At 63.7% G+C, this 25,476-nt stretch carries 23 protein-coding genes; 5 read left to right on the top strand and 18 right to left on the bottom strand.

All coding sequences use genetic code 11. The features are described 5' to 3' along the window. Window positions 1–2: 2 nt before the first annotated feature. Both GTP44_RS01805 and GTP44_RS01800 read right to left on the bottom strand, forming a co-directional pair. A complete protein-coding gene (locus tag GTP44_RS01805) occupies window positions 3–1,136 on the bottom strand; it encodes an HD-GYP domain-containing protein (protein ID WP_229256729.1) in 1,134 nt (377 codons plus the stop codon). A gap of 72 nt (window positions 1,137–1,208) precedes the next feature. Then, window positions 1,209–2,651: a dihydrolipoyl dehydrogenase gene (locus GTP44_RS01800; RefSeq protein ID WP_161018058.1), complete on the bottom strand. Its 1,443-nt coding sequence runs from the start codon at window positions 2,649–2,651 to the stop codon at window positions 1,209–1,211. 97 nt (window positions 2,652–2,748) lie between these two features. On the opposite strand from GTP44_RS01800, the gene GTP44_RS01795 reads away from it, so the two are divergent. Continuing rightward, window positions 2,749–3,636, top strand: coding sequence for an ArgP/LysG family DNA-binding transcriptional regulator (locus GTP44_RS01795; RefSeq protein ID WP_161018057.1), 888 nt, complete (start codon window positions 2,749–2,751; stop codon window positions 3,634–3,636). Window positions 3,637–3,653: 17 nt separating this feature from the next. Here GTP44_RS01795 and GTP44_RS01790 read toward each other — a convergent pair whose 3' ends face one another. After that, the gene (locus tag GTP44_RS01790) at window positions 3,654–5,669 is read right to left on the bottom strand and encodes a primosomal protein N' (RefSeq protein WP_161018056.1); all 2,016 of its coding nucleotides are present in this window, start codon (window positions 5,667–5,669) and stop codon (window positions 3,654–3,656) included. A gap of 65 nt (window positions 5,670–5,734) precedes the next feature. Here GTP44_RS01790 and GTP44_RS01785 point away from each other — a divergent pair, with 65 nt between their 5' ends. Further along, window positions 5,735–6,223 carry a hypothetical protein gene (locus GTP44_RS01785; protein WP_161018055.1) on the top strand — a complete coding sequence of 163 codons (489 nt, stop codon included), beginning with the start codon at window positions 5,735–5,737 and terminating at the stop codon, window positions 6,221–6,223. Between the two features lie 179 nt (window positions 6,224–6,402). Here GTP44_RS01785 and hemE read toward each other — a convergent pair whose 3' ends face one another. Continuing rightward, the gene (gene hemE, locus GTP44_RS01780; protein WP_161018054.1) at window positions 6,403–7,488 is read right to left on the bottom strand and encodes a uroporphyrinogen decarboxylase; all 1,086 of its coding nucleotides are present in this window, start codon (window positions 7,486–7,488) and stop codon (window positions 6,403–6,405) included. Between the two features lie 128 nt (window positions 7,489–7,616). Between hemE and GTP44_RS01775 the strand changes: the two genes are divergently transcribed. The 3 genes from GTP44_RS01775 (at window position 7,617) to GTP44_RS01765 (ending at window position 15,816) form a co-directional block, all read left to right on the top strand. Then, the gene (locus tag GTP44_RS01775) at window positions 7,617–9,533 is read left to right on the top strand and encodes a S9 family peptidase (protein ID WP_161018053.1); all 1,917 of its coding nucleotides are present in this window, start codon (window positions 7,617–7,619) and stop codon (window positions 9,531–9,533) included. After that, window positions 9,530–13,687 carry a DEAD/DEAH box helicase gene (locus GTP44_RS01770; RefSeq protein WP_161018052.1) on the top strand — a complete coding sequence of 1,386 codons (4,158 nt, stop codon included), beginning with the start codon at window positions 9,530–9,532 and terminating at the stop codon, window positions 13,685–13,687. Before GTP44_RS01775 ends, GTP44_RS01770 begins: the two co-directional genes overlap by 4 nt. Window positions 13,688–13,878: 191 nt before the next feature. Continuing rightward, window positions 13,879–15,816: a DUF885 domain-containing protein gene (locus GTP44_RS01765; RefSeq protein WP_161018051.1), complete on the top strand. Its 1,938-nt coding sequence runs from the start codon at window positions 13,879–13,881 to the stop codon at window positions 15,814–15,816. 163 nt (window positions 15,817–15,979) lie between these two features. Here GTP44_RS01765 and tatC read toward each other — a convergent pair whose 3' ends face one another. The 14 genes from tatC to hisG all read right to left on the bottom strand — a co-directional run bounded on the left by tatC (window position 15,980) and on the right by hisG (window position 25,473). Further along, complete coding sequence (tatC, locus tag GTP44_RS01760) at window positions 15,980–16,735, bottom strand: twin-arginine translocase subunit TatC (RefSeq protein ID WP_160988298.1); 756 nt, start codon at window positions 16,733–16,735, stop codon at window positions 15,980–15,982. Then, entirely contained in the window at window positions 16,736–17,260 is a 525-nt protein-coding gene (tatB, locus tag GTP44_RS01755) for a Sec-independent protein translocase protein TatB (protein WP_160988299.1), read from the bottom strand. A 12-nt stretch (window positions 17,261–17,272) separates the two neighbouring features. Further along, window positions 17,273–17,479, bottom strand: a complete 207-nt coding sequence (tatA, locus tag GTP44_RS01750) for a Sec-independent protein translocase subunit TatA (protein ID WP_160988566.1) — start codon at window positions 17,477–17,479, stop codon at window positions 17,273–17,275. A gap of 114 nt (window positions 17,480–17,593) precedes the next feature. After that, window positions 17,594–17,962, bottom strand: a complete 369-nt coding sequence (locus tag GTP44_RS01745) for a histidine triad nucleotide-binding protein (protein WP_161018050.1) — start codon at window positions 17,960–17,962, stop codon at window positions 17,594–17,596. A gap of 12 nt (window positions 17,963–17,974) precedes the next feature. Then, window positions 17,975–18,313, bottom strand: a complete 339-nt coding sequence (locus GTP44_RS01740; RefSeq protein ID WP_160988301.1) for a phosphoribosyl-ATP diphosphatase — start codon at window positions 18,311–18,313, stop codon at window positions 17,975–17,977. A 2-nt stretch (window positions 18,314–18,315) separates the two neighbouring features. Beyond that, window positions 18,316–18,738, bottom strand: coding sequence for a phosphoribosyl-AMP cyclohydrolase (hisI, locus tag GTP44_RS01735; protein ID WP_160988302.1), 423 nt, complete (start codon window positions 18,736–18,738; stop codon window positions 18,316–18,318). Then, a complete protein-coding gene (gene hisF / locus GTP44_RS01730) occupies window positions 18,735–19,508 on the bottom strand; it encodes an imidazole glycerol phosphate synthase subunit HisF (protein ID WP_160988303.1) in 774 nt (257 codons plus the stop codon). Before hisF ends, hisI begins: the two co-directional genes overlap by 4 nt. 11 nt (window positions 19,509–19,519) lie before the next feature. Further along, entirely contained in the window at window positions 19,520–20,311 is a 792-nt protein-coding gene (gene hisA, locus GTP44_RS01725; protein ID WP_160988304.1) for a 1-(5-phosphoribosyl)-5-[(5-phosphoribosylamino)methylideneamino]imidazole-4-carboxamide isomerase, read from the bottom strand. Window positions 20,312–20,339: 28 nt separating this feature from the next. Further along, the gene (hisH, locus tag GTP44_RS01720; protein WP_160988305.1) at window positions 20,340–20,978 is read right to left on the bottom strand and encodes an imidazole glycerol phosphate synthase subunit HisH; all 639 of its coding nucleotides are present in this window, start codon (window positions 20,976–20,978) and stop codon (window positions 20,340–20,342) included. An 8-nt stretch (window positions 20,979–20,986) separates the two neighbouring features. Beyond that, window positions 20,987–21,577, bottom strand: coding sequence for an imidazoleglycerol-phosphate dehydratase HisB (hisB, locus tag GTP44_RS01715; protein ID WP_092280997.1), 591 nt, complete (start codon window positions 21,575–21,577; stop codon window positions 20,987–20,989). An 18-nt stretch (window positions 21,578–21,595) separates the two neighbouring features. After that, window positions 21,596–22,690 carry a histidinol-phosphate transaminase gene (hisC, locus tag GTP44_RS01710; protein WP_161018049.1) on the bottom strand — a complete coding sequence of 365 codons (1,095 nt, stop codon included), beginning with the start codon at window positions 22,688–22,690 and terminating at the stop codon, window positions 21,596–21,598. A 13-nt stretch (window positions 22,691–22,703) separates the two neighbouring features. Continuing rightward, window positions 22,704–23,498 (bottom strand): DNA-methyltransferase, encoded by a 795-nt coding sequence (locus GTP44_RS01705; protein ID WP_161018048.1) that lies wholly within the window; start codon window positions 23,496–23,498, stop codon window positions 22,704–22,706. Next, a complete protein-coding gene (gene hisD, locus GTP44_RS01700) occupies window positions 23,495–24,811 on the bottom strand; it encodes a histidinol dehydrogenase (protein WP_202412600.1) in 1,317 nt (438 codons plus the stop codon). Before hisD ends, GTP44_RS01705 begins: the two co-directional genes overlap by 4 nt. After that, window positions 24,808–25,473, bottom strand: coding sequence for an ATP phosphoribosyltransferase (gene hisG / locus GTP44_RS01695; protein ID WP_160988308.1), 666 nt, complete (start codon window positions 25,471–25,473; stop codon window positions 24,808–24,810). Before hisG ends, hisD begins: the two co-directional genes overlap by 4 nt. Between the last annotated feature and the right edge of the window lie 3 nt (window positions 25,474–25,476).

Genomic DNA, 25,476 nt, shown 5'->3' with positions numbered 1-25,476 from the left:
GGCTATGCCTCGGCGGCCCGCCCCCACACCTGCGCCATGCGCAGCGGCGGGACGTCCAGCGCGGCCACCTGGGCATTGGTCAGCACCTCGCGGATGACGTACAGCGCGTTGCGGGTATCGCGTTGCTGGAACACCGCCAGCGGCGCGCCGCGCGGGCCGAGCACCGCCTCCACATGCGGCGTGGTCGATTGCAGGCCACGGCGCGACACCACGCCCACCTCGCCGTTGATCAGGCGCACCCAGGCGCCGACCGGATAAATCCCCAGTTCCCGAATCAGCAGCGACACCAGATGGGTGTCGAGCGTGGTGCGCGCTTCGAGCAGCATGTCGCGCAAGGCGCCGTTGGGTGTCATGGCCGGCAGGTAGCCGCGCGCGGCGACCCGCGCGCAATAGCGGTCGGCCAGCGCCACCAGCTTGGACAGCAAGGGAATCTGCGCGCCGACCTTGCCCTGCGGGTAGCCGCTGCCGTCCTCGTTTTCGTGATGGTGCAGCACGCATTGCAGCCAGGCCTCGTCGTTGACGCCGGCCTGGCGCAGCAGGTGCACGCTGCGTTCCGGGTGCGCCAGCATGCGGGCGCGGTCGTCCCGCTCCAGCGGCTCGGCGCTGTCATGCCAGCGCTGGTGATGCGCCAGCATGCCGAGATTCATCGTCAGCGCGGCCAGCGTGACGGTCATGACGTCGTTGCGCGAACGCTGGCGGGCGCGCGCCAGCAGCACCGCGATCACCGCCGTATCGACGCTGTGGCGCGCCGCGTAGGGCGCGGCCTGCTGGTTGTGCAGCACGCTAGCGGTGGCGACGTCGGGGTTGATGTCGATGGCGGCGTGCACCATCAGCGCGATGTCGTCCAGTCTGCGGACCACATCGGCCGGCGCGACGCCCTGCGACACCGCCTGCAGCAGCGTGTGCAGTTCAACACTGGCGCCGTTCAGCTTGCGCAGCGCCGACGGCGGTTCCGCCGCCGCTTCGGCCGGCGCGCCGTCCTCCACCACGCCGCGCTCGATCAGATAGGCGATCTGGTTGGCGCCGGCGATCATGTGTCCCTTGCGAACCAGCACAGCGCCATTCTCGCCGTACACATCCCACGGCAGCAGCATGCCCAACTTTAAATCCGCCGCGGTCACTTTACGTATGTTCATGGGGCCGAAGCATACGGCTTTTGACGCGGCGCCGCGTGACTTTTTTTGTATCGTTGACTTGCCAATAACAATCTATGGCGCGGGCGTGCAATCGACGCAAGGACCGTCGTGCGCCGGCGCGTTTTCCAGATGGTGCGCCAGGTCGCGCAGCGCGGTGCGCACGCCTTCCTCCACCACCGGATGGTAGAACGGCATGTCCAGCATCGCCTCCACCGTCAGCCCGGCCTGCACCGCCCAGGCCAGCAGATGGCCGATGTTTTCCGCGCGCGGGCCGATCATCTCGGCGCCGAGGAAGCGGCCGGTATGGTACTCGGCGTAGACGCGCAGCATGCCTTTGTTTTGCAGCATCACGCGGCTGCGGCCCTGGTTGTGGAACGACACCTGGCCCACCGCGAAGCGGCCGGCGTGCGTGACGCACAATGCGCTGTAGCCACTGCCCATGGTGGCGATCTGCGGCTCGCTGAAGGTGATGGCCAGCGGCGTGCGACGCAGGCCCGGCTTGACGTCCGGATAGCGCGCCGCGTTCTCGCCGGCGATGCGGCCATGGTCGGCCGCTTCCGGCAGTTGCGGACGCTCGTCGTTGGCGTCACCGGCGATGAAGATGGCGGAGTCGCCGCACTGCATGGTCTGCTTGTCATAGACAGGAATGCCGTGGTGGTCGCGCTTCAAGCCGGTGTTTTCCAGCCCCAGCTGGTGCACATTCGGGCGGCGGCCGACGGCTGAAAGCAGATAGCTGAAATGTTCGGTGTGCTGGTCGCCGTTGGCGTCCTCGCTGGTGACGGCCAGGCCGTCGCCCTGCGGCGCCACGTTGACCACCTTGGTCTTGAAACGCACGTCCAGTTCTTCCAGCAGGGCGCTGCGGGCCACGTCCAGCACGGCCGGGTCGCTCAGTTGCGCCACGCTGCCGCCACGGCCGAAAATGGTCACGCGCACGCCCAGCCGGTGCAGCGCCTGGCCCAGCTCCAGCCCGATCACGCCGGTGCCGGCCACCGCCACCGACGCTGGCAGATCGTCCCAGTCAAACACCGCGTCGCTGCTGATGACGCGCTCACCGGCCGCGCGCCACTCGTCCGGCACGATCGGCGTCGAGCCGGTGGCGATGACGAAGCGCTCCGCCTCCACCAGCGTGTGCGCGTCGATCTGCAACTGGGTTGGGCTCAGGAAGCGGGCGTGGCCGTGGAGCTTGTCCTCGGCCGGATAGCCATCGACGCTCTCGACCACGAAGCCGACAAAGCGGTCGCGCTCGCTGCGCACGCGCGCCATCACCGCCATGCCGTCGATGCGCACCTCCCCGGCGTGAACGCCGAAGCCGGACGCCGCCTGCAGCATGTGCGCCGCGTCCGCCGCCGAAATGAGCAGCTTGCTCGGCATGCAGCCGACCCGCGCGCAGGTGGTGCCGTAGACATTGCTCTCGATGAGCAGGGTGCGCTTGCCGCCGGCCTTGGCGGCGCGATAGCCGGTCATGCCGGCGGTGCCTGCGCCGATGACGGCGACTTCAGTGCGGATGATTTTCATGGGGAATAAGTCTACTCCTGATTGCCGATCATGTTTTACTTCCAAGCAAATCGGTATTAGTATTGCTTATCGTTTTTAATTTTTATAAGTTTGACTTATGGATAGTCTGGATTATCGGGCGCTGCTGGTGCTGGACGCGGTGGTCAGCCAGGGCAGCTTTGAAAAGGCCGCCACGGCGCTGGGCATCAGCCAATCGGCCGTGTCCCAGCGCATCAAGGCGCTGGAGGACGCGACCGGCCGCCTGCTGATCGTGCGCGGCCAGCCGGCCGTGCCGACCGGACTGGGCCAGCGGCTGGTGTCCCATCACCGCAACGTCAAGCTGATGGAGGCGGCGCTGGATATCGACCTGGGCAATCAGGTCAGCATGCCGGAAATCGCGCTGGCGGTGGACGCGGCCAGCCTGGCGACGTGGTTCCCGCAGGGACTCCGACCGCTGCTGTCGCCACCGCGCTGCCAGTTACATGTACAACAGGCGACGACCGACATGGCGCTGCACCTGGTGCGCGAGGGCAGCGTGTTCGGTTGCGTGGCGGCCGGGCCGTCCGAGACGCAGGCCAACGGCCCGCAGGTGACGCCGCTGGGCCGCATGCGCTACGTGTGCGTGGCGACCAAGGCGTTTGCCAATCACTGGTTCGGCGATGGTTTTGTGATCGAGGCGGCGCGGCTGGCGCCGGCCGTGGTCAGCGACCGTGACATGATGGCGGGCTTCCTGCACCAGGTGCTGGAGCTGCGCGGCGCCTACCCGCATCACACGCTGCCGCTGTCGGCGGCCACCACCGAATGCGTGTTCGGCAGCATGGCGTATGGTTTGCTGCCGTGGCAGCTGGTGTCGGCGGCGCTCAATGATGACCGGCTGGTCGATCTGGCGCCCGGCCATTTCGTCGATGTGCCACTGAACTGGCATGCGTGGAATCTGGATACGCCGTTCACGCGCGCGCTGTCCGAGCAGATCGTGGCGACCGCCAAACGCCACCTGCTGCCCTAGCGTCCGCGGGTGCGACGTCAGATATCCAGCGGATCGACTTCGAGCGACCACTTCACGCGGCTCTTCATCGAGCGTAGCACCTGCATCCACTCCTTGAGGAAGGCCTGCAGCGCCGGGCGTGACGGCGACTCCACCAGCAACTGCGCGCGATCGACGTTATGCACCCGCGTCATCGTCATCGGTATCGGATCGTTGATGGTGATCCCCGGCTGCGCCAGACAATCGCGCGCCATGCTGAGAAACTCGATGGCCGTCGCCAGTTCACGCGCCTCGGCCCGCAGCAAGGCCTGGAACAGATACGGCGGCAACGCCGCCTGCTCGCGCTCCTCCAGCAAGGCCGACGCAAAGTGATCGTAATCGTGATGCACCACCGCGCCGTACAGCGGATGCTGTGGATAACGCGTCTGAATCAGCACCTCGCTGGGAATGCCCGCCCGTCCGGCGCGGCCGGCCACCTGCATCAGCTGCGCGAACAGCCGCTCGCTGGCGCGGTAGTCCTGCGAAAACAGCGCCGTATCCGGATTCATGATGCCCACCAGCGTCAGTTTCTTGAAGTCGTGCCCCTTGGCGACCATCTGCGTGCCGACCAGGATATCCACCTCGCCCCGGTGCACGGTATCGAAGGCCTGCTGCGCGCTGCCTTTCTTGCGGGTGGAGTCGGCGTCGATACGCAGCACGCGCGCCTCCGGGAACAGCGCCTGCAAGCCTTCCTCCACGCGCTGGGTGCCGCGTCCCAGCGGCTGCAGGTCGACATTGCCGCAGGTCGGGCAATGACGCGGAATCCGCATCTCCAGACTGCAATGGTGGCAGCGCAAACGATGCTCGGGACGATGCAGCACCATGAACGAGGTGCAGCGCGTACATTCGCTGATCCAGCCGCAGGACTCGCAGCAAATCACCGGCGCATAGCCGCGACGATTGAGGAACAACAGCGACTGCTCGCCGCGCTCCATGCGCTGGCGGATCGCCGCCACCAGTTGCGAGGTCAGGCCGTCCTTTGGTTTGTCGCGCTCCATGTCGACCAGCTTCACCTGCGGCAGCACGGCGTTTTTCACCGCGCGCTCGCGCAGCTCCAGCTTGCGGTAGCGGCCCGACTGCGCGTGATGCCACGTCTCCAATGACGGCGTGGCGGAACCCAGCACGATCGGAATCTGCAACTGCCAGGCGCGCCACACGGCCAGGTCGCGCGCCGAATAGCGCAGGCCTTCCTGCTGCTTGTACGACGGATCGTGTTCCTCGTCGATGACGATCAGCTTCAGGTGCGGCAGCGACGACAGAATCGCCAGCCGCGTGCCCAGCACGATGCGTGCCTTACCCTGATGCGCGGCCAGCCAGTGCAGCATGCGCTCGCCCTCGGACAGGCTGCTGTGCAAGGTCGCCAGCATCACGCCGGGGAAGCGCGCGCGGATATTGCCTTCCAGCTGAGGCGTCAGGTTAATCTCGGGCACCAGGATCAGGATCTGGCCATCCGGCTCGCGCGCCAGCACTTGTGCACAGGCTTGCAGATAGACCTCGGTCTTGCCGCTGCCGGTCACGCCGTACAGCAGCGCCGGCGTGAAGCCCTGCGCGCCGCCGATGACGTCCGCCGCCGCCTGCTGCCGCGGGTTCAGTACCGGCATATCGGCCGGGGTGGCGTCGTGCGGCGCGTCCAGCTTGGCCAGTTTCTTGAGCGCCCGGTCCAGCGCCACGGTGGTCAGCACACGCAGGTTCTTGGGCAGGCCGGGCAGCGCCACCTCGCCCAGCGGACGCTGATAGTAATCGGCGGCAAAGCCGGCCAGCGCCAGCCATTTCTGCGACAGCGGGGATAACTGGCTGCGCACGGCCAGCGCGTCTTTCAACTTATCCACCGGGACATCGGTCTCGTCGGCCACGCCGACAATCAGGCCGACCACCTCGCGCCGCGCAAACGACACCAGCGCCAGTTGGCCGACGGCTGGCCGGTCATGGTCCTCGCATTGCCAGCGGTAATCAAAAACCGCGTTCAGCGGCGTATCAATGGCGATTTGGAGGTAGCAAGGGCGTGGATTATTCATGCTGCACCCTGCAAATTTATCGATGCTGTATGTATCCACAGTTTCTGTGGATAACTTTGTGGACAATGGAATCTTATTCCCCGGAAAGCAGTGACATCCAAGTCGGCATCGTCGAGAACCGGGCAAAAATTCAAAATTTTTTCTCTTTAAAATCAGTAACTTGGAAAACGCTTCCCAGAGGCGGAAAATTCGTCATCGCGGTCCGCCAGCTGTGCATAAGTGAAGTATTTAGACCGTTTTTTTTCCCGAAATCAAGCAGTTTTTCGCGCAAACAGGGGAAATTGCAGGGCACAAAGGTAGCAAATTTTATACTGCTGCGCGCATCCAGCTTTGCGGTTTGGCAACAGGCTTGGCAAAGGTATTATTTTTGCCTGAGTGTCGTGCGACGCAACATAATCTTAAGACAAAACAGCAATGTTAAGGCTAAGTCACGGTTTACTAAGTCATTTTATTTCTTGTCCACAGTTTTTGTGGATAACTTTGTGGAAAATGAAGAAATAAACCTGTTCATACTATGCCGGCAAGTTTACGGCTGGCTAAATATCGCCTTGTAAGTCCATAAGATTTCCCTTACAAATCAATGATTTAAAATATATCCAAGGGCTAGCGAAAACACTATGCCTATTATTTCCGCAGCAAAAAAAATTGTGCATAAGTCGGATCGCGTCCTCCGTTCGCACCAATGAAAAAGGGCACGCTCCCGAAGGAAACGTGCCCTCGTTCGCGGCGGCGGTCAGGAAGCGCGCAGCACCTTGCTGTAGCTGTGCACGGCTTCGACCATGGCGGCCACGTTTTCCGGCGGCGTGAATTGCGAAATGCCGTGGCCCAGGTTGAACACGTGGCCACCGCCATTGGCGTCCGGCTTGCCGAAGGCGTCCAGCACCTTGTGGACTTCGGCGGTGATCTGTTCCGGGCTGGCGAACAGGATCGCCGGGTCCAGATTGCCCTGCAGCGCGACCTTGTGGCCGACCAGCTGGCGCGCCTTGGTCAGGTTGGCGGTCCAGTCCAGGCCCAGCGCGTCGGCGCCGATGTCGGCGATCTGCTCGATCCAGTGGCCGCCGCCCTTGGTGAAGACGATGGCCGGGATTTTCACGCCGTCCTTCTCACGCTTCAGCAGCGACACCACCTGCTGCATGTATTTCAGCGAAAACGCCTGATAAGCGCCATCGGCCAGCGCGCCGCCCCACGAGTCGAAGATCATCACCGCTTGCGCGCCGGCGTCGATCTGCGCGTTCAGGTATTCGGCCACGGACTGGGCATTGATCTCCAGGATGCGGTGCATCAGGTCCGGGCGGTTGTACAGCATCTTTTTGATGGTGTGGAATTCGCGCGAGCCTTCGCCTTCGACCATATAGCAGGCCAGCGTCCAAGGGCTGCCGGAGAAACCGATCAGCGGCACCCGGCCATTGAGCTCGGTGCGGATCTGGGTCACGGCCTTGAACACGTAGTCCAGCGAACCGGCTTCCGGCTGGCGCAGCGCCATCACGTCGGCTTCGGTTTTCAGCGGACGCTCGAATTTCGGGCCTTCGCCTTCAACAAAGTGCAGGCCCAGGCCCATCGCGTCCGGCACCGTCAGAATGTCGGAGAACAGGATGGCGGCGTCCAGCGGAAAACGGTCCAGCGGCTGGATGGTGACTTCGGTGGCGTAGTCCGGATTGGTGGCCAGGCCCATGAAGGAACCGGCCTTGGCGCGGGTGGCGCGATATTCAGGCAAATACCTTCCGGCCTGGCGCATCAGCCACACGGGAGTGTAGTCGGTGGGCTGGCGCAGCAACGCGCGCAGGAAGGTGTCATTCTTGAGCGGAGCAAATTGTGGCATGGAAGGCAATTCTGAACATTCAAAGGCGCTATTATCGCATCCCATGCCGATTTTCCATTGTTAAGCGATGTCCGGGGGCCGGAGCTCCCCGGTACAATGCTGCGCATAGACCTTTCTGGAGCCGCGTTATGACCTCTTCCGCACCCGCCACCATCGCCCCCTACGGCACCTGGCCGTCGCCCATCAGCGCGGCGCGCGTGGCCGCCGGCGCGACGCCGATGTCGTCCCTGATGCTGGGCGGGGCCGATGGCAGCGATATCTTCTGGCTGGCCGGCCGCGCGGCGGAGGCGGGACGCAACACGCTGCTGCGTTATCACGGCGCGACCACCGAAGAGTTGACGCCGGCTCCCTTCAATGTGCGTTCGCGCGTGCATGAATATGGCGGCGGCGCCTATGTGGTGGACGGCGACACGGTGTATTTCAGCCATTTCAAGGACAACGTCGTCCACAAAATGGTGGCGGGCGAAGCGCCGGTGGCGGTGACGCGGCCGGGCAAGCAGCGTTTCGCCGATTTCGCGGTGGACCGCGCGCGCCAGCGCCTGATCGCCGTGCGCGAACTGCATGGCGATGACGAGCACGCGCAGCCGGCCAACACCATCTGCGCCATCAGCATGACCGGCGTTGAGACGGTGCTGGCGCAGGGCGCCGATTTTTACTCGTCGCCGCGGGTGTCGCCCGATAGCCGCTCGCTGACCTGGATCAGCTGGGACCATCCGCGCATGCCGTGGCAAGGCACCACGCTCTGGCTGGCCGATTTTAACGACGACGGCACGCTGTCGACCGCCGTCCGCATCGCCGGCGGCGCCGACGAATCGATCTGCCAGCCCGAATGGTCGCCCGACAACCTGCTGCACTTCGTCTCCGATCGCAGCGGCTGGTGGAATCTGTACCGCCTGTGCGCCGACCGCCAGCGCGTCGAAGGCCTGTGCCCGATGGCGGCCGAATTCGCCTCGCCGCACTGGACCTTCGGCAACAGCATGTACGGCTTCCGCTCGGCCAGCGAAATTATCTGCACCTACATCGACCAAGGCGTCAGCCGCCTGGCGCGCCTGCTGCCGGGCAGCGGCAAGCTGGAAGCCATCGCCAATCCCTACGAGGAAATCCGCGAACTACGCGTCGGCAACGGCTACATCGCCATGCTGGCCGGCGGCCCGGCCATTCCAATGGAACTGGCGCGCATTGACTTCACCGAGGACGGCGTCGAAATCCTCGCCCAGTCGATCGAAGACTTGCCGGACCAAGCCGACCTGTCCATCCCGACCAGCATCAGCTACCCCAGCGCCAACGGCCGCACCGCGCACGCCTTCTACTACCCGCCGCGCAACCAGAACGTGCGGGCGCCCGAGGGCGGCAAGCCGCCGGTCATCACCATCGGCCACGGCGGCCCGACCGGCATGACCGTCAACACGCTGAACCTGAAGATCCAGTACTGGACCAGCCGCGGCTTCGGCGTGCTGGATGTGAACTACGGCGGCAGCACCGGCTTTGGCCGCGCCTACCGCGACCTGCTCAAGGGCCAATGGGGCATCGTCGATGTCGAAGACTGCGTGGCCGGCGCCGAGGCGCTGGTGGCGCGCGGCCTGGCCGACGGCGAGCGCCTGATCATCCGCGGCGGCAGCGCCGGCGGCCTGACCACGCTGTGCGCGCTGACCTTCCACAACGTGTTCAAGGCCGGCGCCAGCTACTACGGCGTGTCCGACCTGAAAGGCCTGGATCAGGATTCGCACAAATTCGAGTCGCACTACAACGAATACCTGATCGCGCCCAAGGCGCAGGCGGACGCCATCTACGCCCAGCGCTCGCCGATCAACCACACCGACAAGCTGTCGCGCCCCATGATCTTCTTCCAGGGACTGGACGACAAGGTCGTGCCGCCGCAGCAATCGCAAATGATGGTCGAGGCGCTGAGCAAGCGCGGCATCCCGGTCGAATACGTCGAGCTGGAAGGCGAGGGCCACGGCTTCCGTAAAGCCGAAAACATCATCCGCACGCTGGAGGCGGAACTGCGCTTCTATCAAACCATCTTTAAGCTGAACCACGCATGACCGACCCCAAGCTGCTCGCCGAATTCGACGCGCTGCCCGCCAATGAAAAAGCCATCCTCGCCCTGCTCGCGCTGGTGGGCGAACCGATGGGCCGCACCGCCATCCTCGATCACCTGAAGCACGCGCGCATCGAGCGTGACGACGACGGCAATCTGTACACCGTCGCCACGCTGGACGATGCCATGTCCAGGCTGGAGCGGCTGGCCTTCATCAGCGCGGTGACGGGGCGCGGCTTTGTCTGCAATCCCAAGCTGCGCTGGCCGGCGATCCGCTCCGCCATCGGCACGCACGCGATGGAAGACCTGTGCGCCGCCTACGCCGAACTGGTGCCGATGCGCCAGACCTGGAACAGCATGGAGCCGCGCAGCTACCGCGCCGGCATGGCGCGCCTGCGCATGGGCCTTCTGCGCGGCCACGGCCCGCAGCAAATCCAGCCAATGCTGGCGTTCTGCCTGGGCAGCTACGAGGCGGCGCAGCTGCATCCCATCGTCGACATCTTCGGCCGCCCGTTCGAGCCGGGCATGATCCTGCTGGTCAGCCCCCTGCTGCAGGACGATATCCTGGCGGTCCTGCAGCAACACGCCCAGCACGAACCGGCCAGCGTGCTGGCAATCCGCGAATACTGCCAGATGCACCTGCAGCGGCGCCACGGCGACGTCAGCGCCGAACTGCGCCTGGCGATGGCGGAAGACGCGCTGCTGTGCGGCCGTCTGGACGACGCCAAGCGCTACCTCGAACGTACCGCCGGCGCGCAAAGCCAGTACCTCGCCAGCGTGATCGTGCTGCTGCGCGGCGCCGCCAGCGCCGCCATCACCGGCTTTGACGTCGCGCTGAAAACCCTGCGCCGCGACACCGGAAAACGCAAGCAGCTGTTCACCGGCATGGGCGCGCAGCTGTACCTGCTGGCGGCGCTGCGTAGCGGCGACGCGCGCCATTTGAAGGCCGCCGACAGTTATCTGGAGATCGCTGTCAAGCTGCCGAAGAACCATGACAGCTCGGTGCATCAGCAGATCGACATGCTGCGCCAGATCCGCGCCGGCATCATGCCGGTCGAGGCGGTGTCGAAGCTGCCGTGGGAACCGGCGCTGCAAACGCAGATGTTCCAGTACCTGCTGTACTTCTGGTTATCGCTGCCGGAACTGCAACAGCGCAAGGAGCAGTTGCAGGAGCTGGTGCAGAACGCCGAACGCGCCGGCTACCTGTTCATCGCCGGCCAGGCCGCCGCGCTGCTCGGCCAGATGGGCGAGGCGGCCATGCAGACCCACGCCCAGGCGCTGCGCTCGCGCTACGGCTTCCCCGATCTCACCACCTGGTTCGAGCGGCAGGAAGGCTGGCAGCGCCAGCTGACCGCGCTGATCAACCTGCACCAGCCGTCGGCCGCCGAGGCGGCGGGCAGCTCGCGCCTGGTGTGGTTGCTGACCTACGATCCACGCCACGGCCTGACCGACATCACGCCGGTGGAGCAGAAGCGCGATGCACGCGGCTTGTGGAGCAAGGGCCGTGCGGTCGGCCTGAAGCGGCTGCGCTTTGACGGCGAGCAGTTCAACTTCCTGACGCCGCAGGACATCCGCGCGGCGGAAGCGATCAGCGTCGCGCATCGCGGCTACCAGTCCTCCGGCCTGACCTACGAAATCGATCCGCAGCGCGCCGCGCCGGTGCTGGTGGGCCACCCGCTGCTGTTCTGGTCCGACCTGCCGGACATGCGCGTGGAAATGCTCGCCGGCGAGCCGGAACTGCTGGTCAAGCGCAGCCCCGGCAACCTGGAGCTGCGCCTGCAACCGGCGATCCCCGACGATAACTCCTCGGTGGTCATCACCAGGGAGACACCGACCCGCCTGCGCGTGGTCAACATCCTCGAAGAACACCGCAAGATCGCCGCCATCGTCGGCGATGCCCTCAACGTGCCGGCGCATGCGGAAGAACAGGTGCTGTCGGCCATCAGCGCCATCTCGTCGCTGGTGACGGTGCAGTCGGATATCGGCGGCGCCGCGCCGGACATGGAGCAGATGGAAGCCGACATGCGCCTGCATCTGCATCTGCTGCCCTACCAGCACGGCCTGAAAATGCAGATCCTGGTGCGGCCATTGGTCAATGGCGCCTACTACAAGCCAGGCGACGGCGCCGACAGCGTGATCGCCGACATCGGCGGCAAGCCGGTGCAGGCGCGCCGCAAGCTGATCGACGAACGCGATGCGGAGCGCGGCCTGATCGCCCACTGCCCGGTGCTGGAGGCGGCCGAGCAGGAACATGGCGAATGGCTGCTGGGCCAACCGGCGCTCTGCCTGCAACTGCTGGTGGAATTGCAGGCGCTGGACCCGGCCAGCATCGTCATCGCCTGGCCGGAGGGCGAGCGCTTCCGCGTGACCAACAAGGTCGAGACCAAGCAGCTGCGCCTGGCCATCAAGAGCAACAAGGACTGGTTTGCCGCCAGCGGCGAACTGCAAGTCGATGAAGGCAAGGTCATCGACCTGCGCACGCTGCTGGAGATGATGGAAAAGAGCCACGGCCGCTTCGTCGAACTGGGCGAAAACCGCTACATGGCGCTGACCGAGGAATTGTATCGCCGCCTGCAAGAGGTCAGCGCCTACGGCGAGATCACCGCCGACGGCGTGCGCGTGCATCCATTGGCCTCGTTCGCGCTGGAGGAACTGGCCGACGATGTCGGCGGTCTCAAATCCGACAAGCTGTGGAAGGAGCATCTGTCGCGCATGCAGGCGCAGACCGCGTTCGAGCCGCAACTGCCGAGCACCTTGCAGGCGGAGCTGCGCGACTATCAGGTGGAAGGCTACAACTGGCTGGCGCGCCTCGCGCATTGGGGCGTGGGCGCCTGCCTGGCCGACGACATGGGCCTGGGTAAAACGCTGCAGGCGCTGGCGCTGATGCTGTCACGCGCGCCACAAGGCCCGACGCTGGTGATCGCGCCGACCTCCGTCTGCATGAACTGGATGAGCGAAGCCGCGCGCTTCGCGCCGACGCTGAACATGCACTTGTTCGGTCCCGGCGACCGCGCCGGACTGCTGAACAACCTGCAACCGTATGATGTGGTGGTGACCAGCTACGGCCTGCTGCAACTGGAGGCCGCGCTGTTCGCCAAGGTCCAGTGGCACAGCATCGTGCTGGATGAGGCGCAGGCCATCAAGAACGCCGCCACCAAGCGCTCGGCCGCCGTGATGGCGCTGAAGGGTGACTTCCGCGTGGCCGTCACCGGCACGCCGCTGGAAAATCACCTCGGCGAATTGTGGAACCTGTTCCGCTTCATCAATCCGGGCCTGCTGGGCAGCATCGAGCAGTTCAACCTGCGCTTCGCCGCGCCGATCGAGAAGCCGCAGGACCACCGCGCCGAACTCGGTGCGCGCAAGCGCCTGCGCCGTTTGATCCAGCCGTTCATCCTGCGCCGCACCAAGTCGCAGGTGCTGACCGAGCTGCCGTCGCGCACCGAGATCACGCTGGAAGTCGATCTGTCGGCCGACGAAACGGCGCTGTACGAATCGCTGCGCCGCGCGGCGCTGGAAAACCTGCAGAAGGTCGAAGGCCCGGCCGAGAAGAAATCGATCCAGATCCTGGCCGAGATCATGAAGCTGCGCCGCGCCTGCTGCAATCCCAACCTGATCGCGCCGGACCTGCAACTGGCCAGCAGCAAGCTGGCGGCCTTCGCGCATCTGCTGGAAGGCCTGCTGGAGAACAAGCACAAGGTGCTGGTATTCAGCCAGTTCGTCGACCATCTGGCGCTGATCCGCGCCCACCTCGATGCACAGGGCGTCAGCTATCAATACCTCGACGGCTCGACCGCGATGGCCGACCGCAAGAAGCGTGTCGACGCCTTCCAGGCCGGTGACGGCGATGTGTTCCTGATCTCGCTGAAGGCGGGCGGCGTCGGCATCAACCTGACCGCCGCCGACTACGTGATCCACATGGACCCGTGGTGGAACCCGGCGGTGGAAGACCAGGCCTCCGACCGCGCGCACCGCATGGGCCAGTTACGGCCGGTGACCATCTACCGGCTGGTGGCGCGCCACACCATCGAGGAAGGCATCGTTGACCTTCACCAGCACAAGCGCGACCTGGCCGACAGCCTGCTCGAAGGCAGCGATGTCAGCGGCCGCATGTCGGCCGCCGAGATGCTGGCGATGCTGCAGGAGGGCTTGAAGAAGTAACGCAACTTCACCCCATGTTGGCCGTCTTAAGCAGAGGCGCCAGCCGGCGCCATTCCACCGGGAGAGACCATCTATATTTCATTATCAGGAAAATAAGCTTCCTTTTGCTGCATGTTTTGTCTTGTATCGAGCGCTCTCAAGCGGCGAGATTAGTGATAATCTTCCCCGCTTCAGACACAAGGCTGCACATGATGATCAAGACGAAATTTGCATTGGCTGCGCTGATGGCGGCGCTGGCCGCCGCGCCGGCCGATGCCGCCACCCACCACCACAAGGCCGCGCCCACCAAGAAGAGCAGCGGCAAGGCGAAAGCCACCAACACCAGCAAGTCCACCAAATCGGCCAGGGCCGTCAGGGGCAAGGGCAAGAGTAAGGGCAAGCCGGTCGTCCGGGCCACCGGCAAGGGCCGGACAGTGGCCGCTGCGGCCAGCGTTCCGGCGCTCAAGGTGGCGTCGGAACGCTGGCAGGATCGCCAGTTCGACAATCTCAGCAACCAATTTCTCAACGCGCTGTGGCGCATCGATTCGGAATCCGCCATCTACGCCGGCAAGTACGACACCGCCGCCATGCTGACCGTACCGAACAAGGAAGAGCAGGCCAAGGAACTGGCCTTCATCGAAGAATGGCTGCAGCGCTTTGGCGCGGTCAAGACCAACGGCCTGGCCGCCAAGCAGCGTACCGACCTGGCGCTGCTGGTCAACAAGCTGCAAGCCGACCGCTTCCGCCTGACCACGCTGCGCGAGTGGGAGTGGAATCCGGCCAGCTACAACGTGGCCGGCCCGATCGATCTGATCCTGCATACCGAATACGCGGCCCAGCCGCAGCGCCTGCGCACGCTGCTCAAGCGCATCGCCAGCATTCCGGCGTACTACGAGGCGGCGCGCGCCAACATCGTCAATCCAACCCGCGAGCACACACGTCTGGCGATCAAGCAAGCGCCCGGCGTGCAGAGCTTGCTGGTCGAGGTGGACAAGGCGGCGCAGGCGTCGATCCTGACGCCGATGGAGAAGCAGCAGTACACCCAGCGCATCAATGAGGCGCTGACCGCAGTGGACAGCTATGTTGCCTTCCTGACCGAGATGGACAAGCAGATGGACACCCGGGGCCGCCGCACCTTCCGCCTCGGCAAGGAGTTGTATGAACAGAAATTTGCCTACGATATCCAGTCGGCCAGCACCGCCGAGCAGACCTATCAAAAGGCGCTGGTGGCGCGCGAGGAGTTGCTGGCGAATATGGACAAGCTGTCCGATGAGCTGTGGGACAAGACCATGGGGACCGTCGCCAAGCCGACCGACCGTTACGCCAAGATCGGCATGGTGATCGACAAGCTGTCCGAGCGCCATGTGGCGCGCGAGGATTTCGTCAACGAGATCAAGCGCCAGATTCCGGTGCTGCAGGATTGGGTGATCAGCAAGAACCTGCTGACGCTGGACCCGAACAAGCCGCTGGAAGTGCGCGCGACGCCGGCCTACGCGGCCGGTGTGGCGGGCGCCAGCATCGATGCGCCGGGACCGTATCGTCCGCAGGACCGCACTTACTACAACGTGACGCCGCTGGACAACGCCACGCCGGAGCAGGCCGAAAGCAGCCTGCGCGAGTACAACCACTGGATCTTGCAGATCCTGAATATCCACGAGGCGATTCCGGGCCACTACGCGCAACTGGTGTATGCCAACCGTTCGCCGTCGATCGTCAAGTCGATCTTCGGCAATGGCGCGATGGTGGAGGGCTGGGCGGTGTATGGCGAGCGCATGATGCTGGAGTCCGGCTATGGCGACAACGCGCCGGAGATGTGGCTGATGTATTCCAAGTGGAATCTGCGCAGCGTGACCAACACCATTCTTGATTACAGTGTGCATGTGCTGGGCATGACCGAAGAGCAGGCGATCGATCTGCTGACGCGCCAGGCGTTCCAGACGCGCACCGAGGCGGTGGAGAAATGGCACCGGGTGCAGGTGTCGTCGGTGCAGCTGACCAGCTATTTCAGCGGCTACAGCGAGATCATGGAATTGCGCGAGCAGCGCAAGCAGCAGTTGGGCGCGCGCTTCAACCTGAAGGAATTCCACGAGCAATTCCTCAGCTACGGCAGCGCGCCGGTGCGGGTGATCAAGGGGCTGATGACACAGTAATCCTGCGCGCGCTCAAACCGATGGGCAAGTGGTTCGATACGATGGAGAACGGCTGCGGCGCAGCTGTTTTCTGCTCCGATCAAGGCGGAGGCACAAGCAGCGGCGCTGAGTTACGCGCTGGCCGAGGCAAGCGTTGCGCCGAGCGAGCTGGTGCTTGTGACGCTCAGGCTTCTTCTTCCGGGGCGGTCGAGATGCGGACGAACATCGGGGCCACCAGCAGACCCAGCTCGAACAGCAGGCACATCGGAATCGCCAGCGAGAACATCGACACCGCATCCGGCGGCGTCACAATCGCCGCGATGACAAAGGCGCCAACGACGGCGTAAGGACGAATCTCCTTCAGCTTGGCCACACTCACCAGGCCCATGCGCACCAGGATCACCACCACCACCGGCACCTCGAATGCCGCGCCAAACGCCAGGCACATCGACATGACGAAGTCCAGATAGTTCTCGATATCCGGCGTCACCGCGATCGACTGCGGCGAGAATTCGGCGATGAAATGGAACACCCGGCCAAACACCAGGAAATAGCAGAACGCCACGCCGGCCATGAACAAGGCCGACGACGAGATCACCAGCGGCGCGATCAGCCGCTTCTCATGCGCGTACAAGCCCGGCGCCACGAACGCCCACAGCTGGTACAGCACCCACGGCAAGGCCAGGATGATGGCGATCACCAGCGTCACTTTCATCGGCACCAGAAACGGCGACACCACGCCGGTGGCGATCATCTTCGAGCCGACCGGCAGCGAGGCGATCATCGGCTCGGCAATGATGTCGTAGATGCGCGACGGCCCCGGCCAGATCATCAGGCCGATGCACATGATGGCAATGCCGATCGTCGCCTTGACCAAGCGGTCACGCAATTCGATCAGGTGAGAGATAAAGGTCTCTTCGCCCTGGTTAGGTGTACTCATTTAGTAGAAAGAACTGTTGGTCGGACCACGCGGACGGAAGCGCGCCACGCGGGCGGCGCCGGACGTCACATGCATCTTGCCGCCATGACGCTGCTTGTACCAATTGGGGATGGCGGAATTGCGTACCAGTTTCTTGCGGCGGAATTCACGCGCCTTGCGCGCCAGGTCATCGGTGGTGACATGGCTGTAAGCGGAATACCCGGAATACCCGGACGAGGCCGCCGTATCGGACGAGGACGAGCTGTCGCTCCAGTTGTTCTCCAAGTCCGCCATGTTCTGCGAAATCGAGTTTTCCACCTCGGACTTGACGTTCTGCGCGGCTTCCTGCACTTCCTTTTGCAGGTTGCGCAGTTCTTCCATCTCGATTTCGCGCGTCACCTCGGACTTGACGTCGTTCAGATAACGCTGGGCGCGGCCATACAGCGTGCCGGCCATGCGCGCCACTTTCGGCAGCTTTTCAGGGCCGATGACGACCAGCGCAACCACGCCGATGACCGCCAGTTTGGTGAGACCGAGATCGATCATAAGCGCCGGCGCTTACTTCTTCTCTTTGGCGTCGACGTCGATCGTGCCCGGTGCGGCCGGCGCGGCCGGTTTGTCTTCCTCGCCGCCCTTCACGCCATCCTTGAAGCCTTTGACCGCCTTGCCGATGTCCGAACCCATATTGCCCAGTTTTTTCGTGCCGAAGATCAAAATCACGACAACCAGCAAAATTGCCCAGTGTACCCAGCTAGTAGAACCCATCATATTCCCCTTGAAGCGCATTGCGCCTGGATTAAATTCGTTGATGCTCAGAACCGCAGCGGTAGTATACGCGAAGCGCCCTGTCTCCGGTAAATAAGGCCGTTCAGCGTCAGTTCAACGCTTGCCGCGCCATGGCTGCGGACCGCCGACCACATGCAGGTGCAAATGGTACACCTCTTGGCCGCCATCCGGCCCACTGTTAATCAGCGCCTTGTAACCGCGGGTCGGCGCGCCGTCCGCATCATAGCTGACCGAGCAGCCGAATTCCTCTGCCAGACGGGGTGCCAGCGCCAGCATCTTGCCCAGCAGATCAGGCGCGGCGGCGGCATCCTGCAACGTCGAATAGTGTTTTTTAGGAATCACCAGCAAGTGCACCGGCGCGTGCGGATTGATGTCCTTGAACGCCAGCAGCTCATCATCCTCGTACACGGTGGTCGAAGGAATTTTCTTTTCGGCTATTTTGCAAAAGATGCAGTTTTCCACTGAGGACTCCGTTTATTCTTTGCGGGACGCTTTTTCCTCGATGCCGGACACGCCTTCGCGGCGCGCCAGCTCATCGAGCACTTGCTGCGGCTTCAGGTCGAACTGGGCCAGCAGCACCAGCGTATGGAACCACAAGTCGGCCACTTCGTACAGCACCTTGCCGCTGTCGCCGCCGGCGCGGGCATCCTTGGCGGCCATCACGGTCTCGGTGGCTTCCTCGCCGATTTTCTTGAGGATGGCGTCGTCGCCCTTGGCCAGCAGCTTGGCGGTGTAGGAGGTGGCGGGGTCGCCGCCGTTGGCCGGCTTGCGCGATTCGATCACGTCCGCCAGACGGTCCAGGATGGTGCTCATGCTTACTTGCCTTTGTAGATGTCGGAGGGGTCTTTCAGGACCGGCTCGGTGTTCTGCCAGTCGCCTTCCTGCGCGTCGCCATCGAACTTCTGGAAGAAGCAGGAGTGACGGCCGGTGTGGCAGGCAATGCCGCCGGCCTGCTCAATTTTCAGCAGCACCACATCCTCGTCACAGTCCAGGCGCACTTCCAGCACCTTCTGCACATGGCCGGACTCCTCGCCCTTGTGCCACAGCTTCTTGCGCGAGCGGCTCCAGTAGACGGCCTCGCCCAGTTCGACCGTCTTGGCCAGCGCCTCGCGGTTCATCCAGGCGAACATCAGCACGTCGTTGGTGACGGCTTCCTGGGCGATCACCGGCACCAGGCCGTGCTCGTCCCATTTCACTTTTTTCAGCCAGGCGGCTTTCGGTTGGATCGGCGCGTTCATGCCGCCACCCCATCCAGACGCATCGGGATGCCCTGCTGCGCCATGAAGCGCTTGGCCTGCTGCACCGAATATTGGCCGAAGTGGAAGATGCTGGCGGCCAGCACCGCGTCCGCCTTGCCCAGCTTGACGCCGTCGGCCAGGTCCTGCAGCCCGCCAACACCGCCGGAGGCGATCACCGGAATGCCGACCGCGTCGGACACGCCGCGCGTCAGGCCCAGGTCGAAGCCGGACTTGGTGCCGTCCTTGTCCATGCTGGTCAGCAGGATTTCGCCGGCGCCCAGCTGTTCCATTTTTTTCGCCCATTCGATGGCGTCGATGCCGGTGGCCTTGCGGCCGCCATGCGTGAACACCTCCCACTTGCCGGGCGAGGTTTGCTTGGCGTCGATCGCCACCACGATGCACTGCGAGCCGTGTTTCTGCGACGCTTCGTACACCAGCTGTGGATTCGACACCGCCGACGAATTCATGCTGACCTTGTCGGCGCCGGCGTTCAGCAGGCGGCGCACATCGGCCACCTCGCGCACGCCGCCGCCCACGGTCAGCGGAATGAACACCTGTGAGGCCACGGCCTCGATGATGTCGAGGATCAGACCGCGATTGTCGCTGGTGGCGGTGATGTCGAGGAAGGTCAGCTCATCGGCGCCCTGCTCGTCGTAGCGGCGGGCGATTTCCACCGGGTCGCCGGCGTCGCGCAGCTCGGTGAAGTTGACGCCTTTGACGACGCGGCCATCGGTCACGTCCAGGCAAGGGATGATGCGTTTAGCTAACATGGAATGTACTCTTAACCTTCGTCTTCTTCTTCGATCAGGTCACCGCTGAGCTCATCGGCGCGCAGTTGCGCCGAGGCCAGGTCGATCGTGCCTTCGTAAATCGAACGGCCGCAGATCACGCCCTCGATGCCTTCGTCCTGCACCGCGCACAGCGCTTCGACGTCGGCCAGGTTGTGCAGGCCGCCCGAGGCGATCACCGGAATCTTCACCGCTTGCGCCAGCTTGACGGTGGCGTCGATATTCACGCCGCCCATCATGCCGTCGCGGCCGATGTCGGTGTAGATGATCGATTCCACGCCGTAGGCCTCGAATTTCTTGGCCAGGTCGATGACTTCGTGGCCGGACATCTTGCTCCAGCCGTCGGTGGCGACCTTGCCGTCCTTGGCGTCCAGGCCGACGATGATGTGGCCGGGGAAGGCGCCGCAGGCGTCGTGCAGGAAGCCCGGCTCTTTCACGGCGGCGGTGCCGATGATGACGTAGGTGATGCCGGCGTCCAGATAACGCTCGATGGTGTCGAGGTCGCGGATGCCGCCGCCCAGTTGCACCGGAATTTCGTCGAGGTCGTTTTCTTCAGCGTATTCCTGCACCACTTTCAGGATGGCCTTGACCGCGCCTTCGTTCTTCGGCTTGCCGGCGAAGGCGCCGTTCAGATCGACCAGGTGCAGGCGACGCGCGCCTTGCTTCAGCCAATGCAGGGCCATCTCGGCCGGATCTTCGGAGAATACGGTGGCGAGTTCCATATCGCCTTGTTTCAAGCGAACGCAGTGACCGTCTTTGAGGTCGATGGCAGGAATGAGCAGCATGATGGTTTAAGTTAGAGATAAAAAGAAATCAAGGGTTCCAGTGAACAAAATTTTTGTACAACTGCAGTCCGGCCGCGGCGCTTTTCTCCGGATGGAACTGGGTCGCAAAAATATTATCACGCGCGACGGCGCAACTGAACGGCGCACCGTAGACAGTTTGACCGACGGTATGCGCGGCCTGCTCCGGCTGGGCGAAATAGCTGTGCACGAAGTAGAAATACGCATGGTCCGGAATATCCTGCCACATCGGATGAGACGCCGTTTGCCGCACTTGGTTCCAGCCCATTTGCGGCACCTTGAAGCGCGAACCGTCTTCCTGCAGCTGGCCGTCGAGCTGGAAGCGCACCACTTTGCCGGGCAGCAGACCCAGGCCGGCGGCGTTGCCTTCCTCGCTGACATCAAACAGCATTTGCTCGCCGATGCACACCCCCATCAGCGGCTTGTTACGGGAGGCCGCAAGCAAGGCCTCCTGCACGCCGGACTCGCGCAGGCTGCGCATGCAGTCCGGCATGGCGCCCTGGCCGGGCAGCACGATGCGGTCGGCGCTTGCGATATCGGCCACTTCGCCGGAGATCAGCACATTGGCGTCCGGCGCCACGGCGCGCAGCGCTTGCGCGACCGAACGCAGATTACCCATGCCGTAATCAACTACTACGATTTTTTTCATGATGTGGTTTAGAGGGTGCCCTTGGTCGACGGGATGGTGCCGGCGGCGCGCGGATCGAGTTCCGACGCCATGCGCAGCGCGCGGCCGAAGGCCTTGAACACGGTCTCGCACTGGTGGTGGGCGTTGGTGCCGCGCAGGTTATCGATGTGCAGCGTCACCAGCGCGTGGTTGACGAAGCCGCGGAAGAATTCCAGCGTCAGGTCCACGTCGAAGGTGCCGATCATCGCGCGCGTGAACGGGATGTGGTACTCGATGCCGGGACGGCCCGAGAAGTCCAGCACGACGCGCGACAGCGCCTCGTCCAGCGGCACATACGAATGGCCGTAGCGGACGATGCCCTTGCGGTCGCCGATGGCCTTGGCCACCGCCATGCCCAGCGTGATGCCGACGTCTTCCACCGTGTGGTGGTTGTCGATATGGATGTCGCCGGTGGCTTCGACTTCGAGGTCGAACAGGCCGTGACGGGCGATCTGGTCCAGCATATGGTCGAGGAAAGGCACACCGGTGTTCAGCTTCTGCTTGCCGGTGCCGTCCAGGTTGATGGAAACGCGGACTTGCGTCTCGTTGGTATTACGAATGATTTCTGCGGTGCGGTTCATGAAAAGCTCGCGATGGTCTCAGGCTGCCAGCGATGCGGTGAACGCATCGAGGAAGGCGGAATTTTCTTCCGGAGTACTGACAGTAATGCGCAGGCAATTAGCCAGCACACTGTGCATTTTACTCACATTTTTAATTAAAACCTTGTGGGCTAGTAGTTTCGCGTGGACATCGTCGGAATTCGACACGCGAATCAAGATAAAATTTGCCGCCGACGGAAAAACTTCCACACCCGGGATACGGGCCAATGCAGCCGTCAGATCGGCGCGTGCGGCGCGCAACGCGGCCGCCTGCTGGTTCAGCACCTCCACATGGTCGAGCGCGAATTCGGCCGCAACCTGCGTCAGTACGTTGATGTTGTAAGGAGGCCGCACTTTATCGAATTCGATCAGCAATCGCGGCGCCGCCGCCATGTAGCCGAGGCGAATACCGGCCAGGCCGAGCTTCGACACGGTGCGCATCACCACCAGATTATTGAATTCCGGCAGGCGGCGCATCAAGGTTTGCTGCGCGAACGGCTCATAGGCCTCGTCCACCACGGCCAGGCCGAAACCGTCGAGCGCCTGGATGATGGCGACGATGTCGTCTTCGGCGAACAGGTTGCCGGTCGGGTTGTTCGGGTAGGACAGGAACACCAGCGCCGGCTTGTGCTCGCGGATCGCCGCCAGCATGGCCGGCAGGTCCAGCGTCATGTCGGCCTTGAGCGGCACGCCGACGTAGTCCATGCCGGCGAATTGCGCCGAACGCTGGTACATGACGAACGACGGCGTCGGCGCCACCACGGTGGCGCGGCGGTCCTGCATGGCGCAGGCCATGCACAGGATCGAGATCAGTTCATCCGAGCCGTTGCCGAGGATGACGTCATACCCGGCCGGCACACCCAGCTTGTCGTTGATGCGCCGCTTGATGCTGGCGTAAGAGGCCACCGGATAGCGGTTCAGCGCCACATCGGCCAGCCGCTGGGCGAGGTCCTCGCGCAAGTGATGCGGCAGGTGGTAAGGGTTCTCCATCGCATCCAGTTTAATGAAACCGCTCGCGTCGGCGACGTGGTAGCTTGCTACGGCTCGGACGTCGGGACGGATGGTGCTGTTGACCAGCGTGTCGATGGGGGACATCTTACTTGGGCTCCTATGAGTTGACTAAACTTCGTGATTTCTTGATGGGGGTCTCGGGCGCCGCCAGCCGTTGATTGATGATGGCGCAGTATTCGGGATTCAGCTCGAAGCCGACATAATTGCGGCCGCAACGCTTGGCCGCCACCGCCGTCGTGCCGCTGCCCATGAACAGGTCCAGCACCACGCCATCCGGCGGGCACGAGGCCTTGACCATGCGCTCGATGATCTCCAGCGGCTTTTGCGTCGGATGGTCGGCGCGTTCGGGATGCTCCCGGTGCAGACGCGACACGCTCCACAAATCCTTGGGGTTGTAGCCCACTTCCAGCCACTTGGCGCCGATGAAGATGGCGCGCGAGCGGGCCTTCTTGGTTTCGGCGTCATACGGAATGCGCACCGCGTCCAGATCGAAGTAGTAATCCTTGCGGCGCACGAAGAAGCCGATGGTGTCGTGCACCGACGAGAAACTGCGCACGCTGCCGCCCATCGACGGCACGCGGCGGTCCCAGATAATCTCGTTCATCATCGTCATGCGCTTTTTCAGCATGACGAAAATCTCCGGCGAAAAGCGCCAGGTGAGGAAAATGTATAAGCTGCCGTTCGGTTTCAGCTTGGGCAGGGCCGCGTCTATCCATTGCTCGGTCCACAGCAGGTAGTCGTCTACCGTCTGCTGGTCCGAGGCATTGCCGTAGTCCTTGCCGAGGTTATACGGCGGATCGGTCAGAATCAGATCGATGGAACCATCCGGGATGCGCGCCAGACCGGCCAGCGCATCCTCGCAAAAGACCTGATTGAGCCACGTCTCCGTCATTTCAGGCGCAGCTCCGCGCTGCGGGCGTGCGCCTGCAAGCCTTCGCCATACGCTAGTTCGGCGGCGACCTTGCCCAGCGTTTGCGCGCCGGCTTCGCTGACGTGAATGATCGACGAGCGTTTCTGGAAATCGTACACGCCCAGCGGCGACGAGAAGCGCGCGGTGCGCGAGGTCGGCAACACGTGGTTCGGGCCGCAGCAGTAGTCGCCCAGCGACTCGGACGAGAAGCGGCCGAGGAACATGGCGCCGGCGTGGCGGATTTTGTCGGCCCATTGCTGCGGCTCGACGGCGGAGATTTCCAGGTGCTCGGCGGCGATGCTGTTGGCGATGGCGCAGGCTTCGTCCATGTCGCGCACCTTGACCAGCGCGCCGCGATCACCCAGCGAGGTGCGGATCACTTCCGCGCGCGGCATCGTCGGCAGCAGCTTGGCGATGCTGGCTTCGACCTTGGCGATGTAGCCGGCGTCTGGGCACAGCAGGATGGCTTGCGCCAGCTCGTCGTGCTCCGCTTGCGAGAACAGGTCCATGGCGATCCAGTCCGGATCGGTGGTGCCGTCGGCGACGATCAGGATTTCCGACGGGCCGGCGATCATGTCGATGCCGACCACGCCGAACACGCGGCGCTTGGCCGAGGCCACGTAGGCGTTGCCCGGGCCGACGATCTTGTCGACCGCTTGTATCGTTTCGGTGCCGTAGGCCAGCGCGGCCACCGCCTGCGCACCGCCGATGGTGATCACGCGGGTGACGCCGGCGATGGCGGCGGCGGCCAGCACCATCTGGTTCTTCACGCCATCCGGCGTTGGCACCACCATGATGATTTCTTCGACGCCGGCGACGTGCGCCGGAATCGCGTTCATCAGCACCGACGACGGGTAGGCCGCCTTGCCGCCGGGGACGTAGATGCCCACCCGGTCCAGCGGCGTCACGCGCTGGCCCAGCACCGTGCCATCCGGTTCGGTGTAGGTGAAGCCGTTCAGTTCCTGCTTCTGGCGCTCGTGGAACACGCGCACGCGTTCCGCCGCCACTTCCAGCGCCTTGCGCTGGGCTGCAGGGATGGCGGCCAACGCGGCGTGCAGTTCTTCCTGCGAGACGTCCAGCGCGGCCATGCTGGTGGCGACGCCATTCGGACCATTTTGCAGGCGATCGAATTTGTTGGTGTATTCAAGGACGGCGGCATCGCCGCGCGCCTTGACGTCGGCGAGGATCTTGCCGACGGCGGATTCGATGGCGTCATCGGTGCTGGCTTCAAAGGCCAGCAGGGTGTCCAGACGCTGTTTGAAGTCGGCCTGGCTGGAATCGAGCTTGGTAATCATTTTTTGGATGCGCGTTCAAATGCTTCGATAATCGGTTGCAGGCGCTCGCGTTTCATCTTCAGCGCGGCCTGATTGACGATCAGGCGCGACGAAATATCCATGATCGCCTCGACCTCTTTCAGATCGTTGGCGCGCAGCGTGTTGCCGGTGCTGACCACGTCGACGATGGCGTCCGACAGGCCGACCAGCGGTGCCAGCTCCATCGAGCCATACAGCTTGATCAGATCGACGTGCACGCCTTTCTTGGCGAAGTGCGCGCGCGCGGTTTCGACGAACTTGGTGGCCACGCGCAGACGCGCGCCCTGACGCACGGCGGTGTCGTAATCAAAGCCATTGCGCACCGCGACCGACATGCGGCACTCGGCGATATGCAGGTCGATCGGCTGGTACAGTCCTTCGCCGCCGTGCTCCAGCAGCACATCCTTGCCGGCCACGCCGAAGTCCGCCGCGCCATGCTGCACATAGGTCGGCACGTCGGTGGCGCGCACGATCAGCACGCGCACATTGGGATCGTTGGTCGGCAGGATCAGCTTGCGCGAGGTTTCCGGATTCTCGGTGACGGTGATGCCGGCTGCTTCCAGCAACGGCAGGGTGTCCTCGAAAATGCGGCCCTTCGACAGCGCCAGAATCAGCTGCTGGGAGTCGGCTTGGAATGCGGTCATGGC

Origin of the sequence: Duganella lactea (assembly GCF_009857505.1) — a bacterium.
Lineage (GTDB): Bacteria > Pseudomonadota > Gammaproteobacteria > Burkholderiales > Burkholderiaceae_D > Rugamonas > Rugamonas lactea.
Note: the sequence above shows the minus strand (reverse complement) of the source record. Positions and strands in the feature narration are given on the sequence as shown.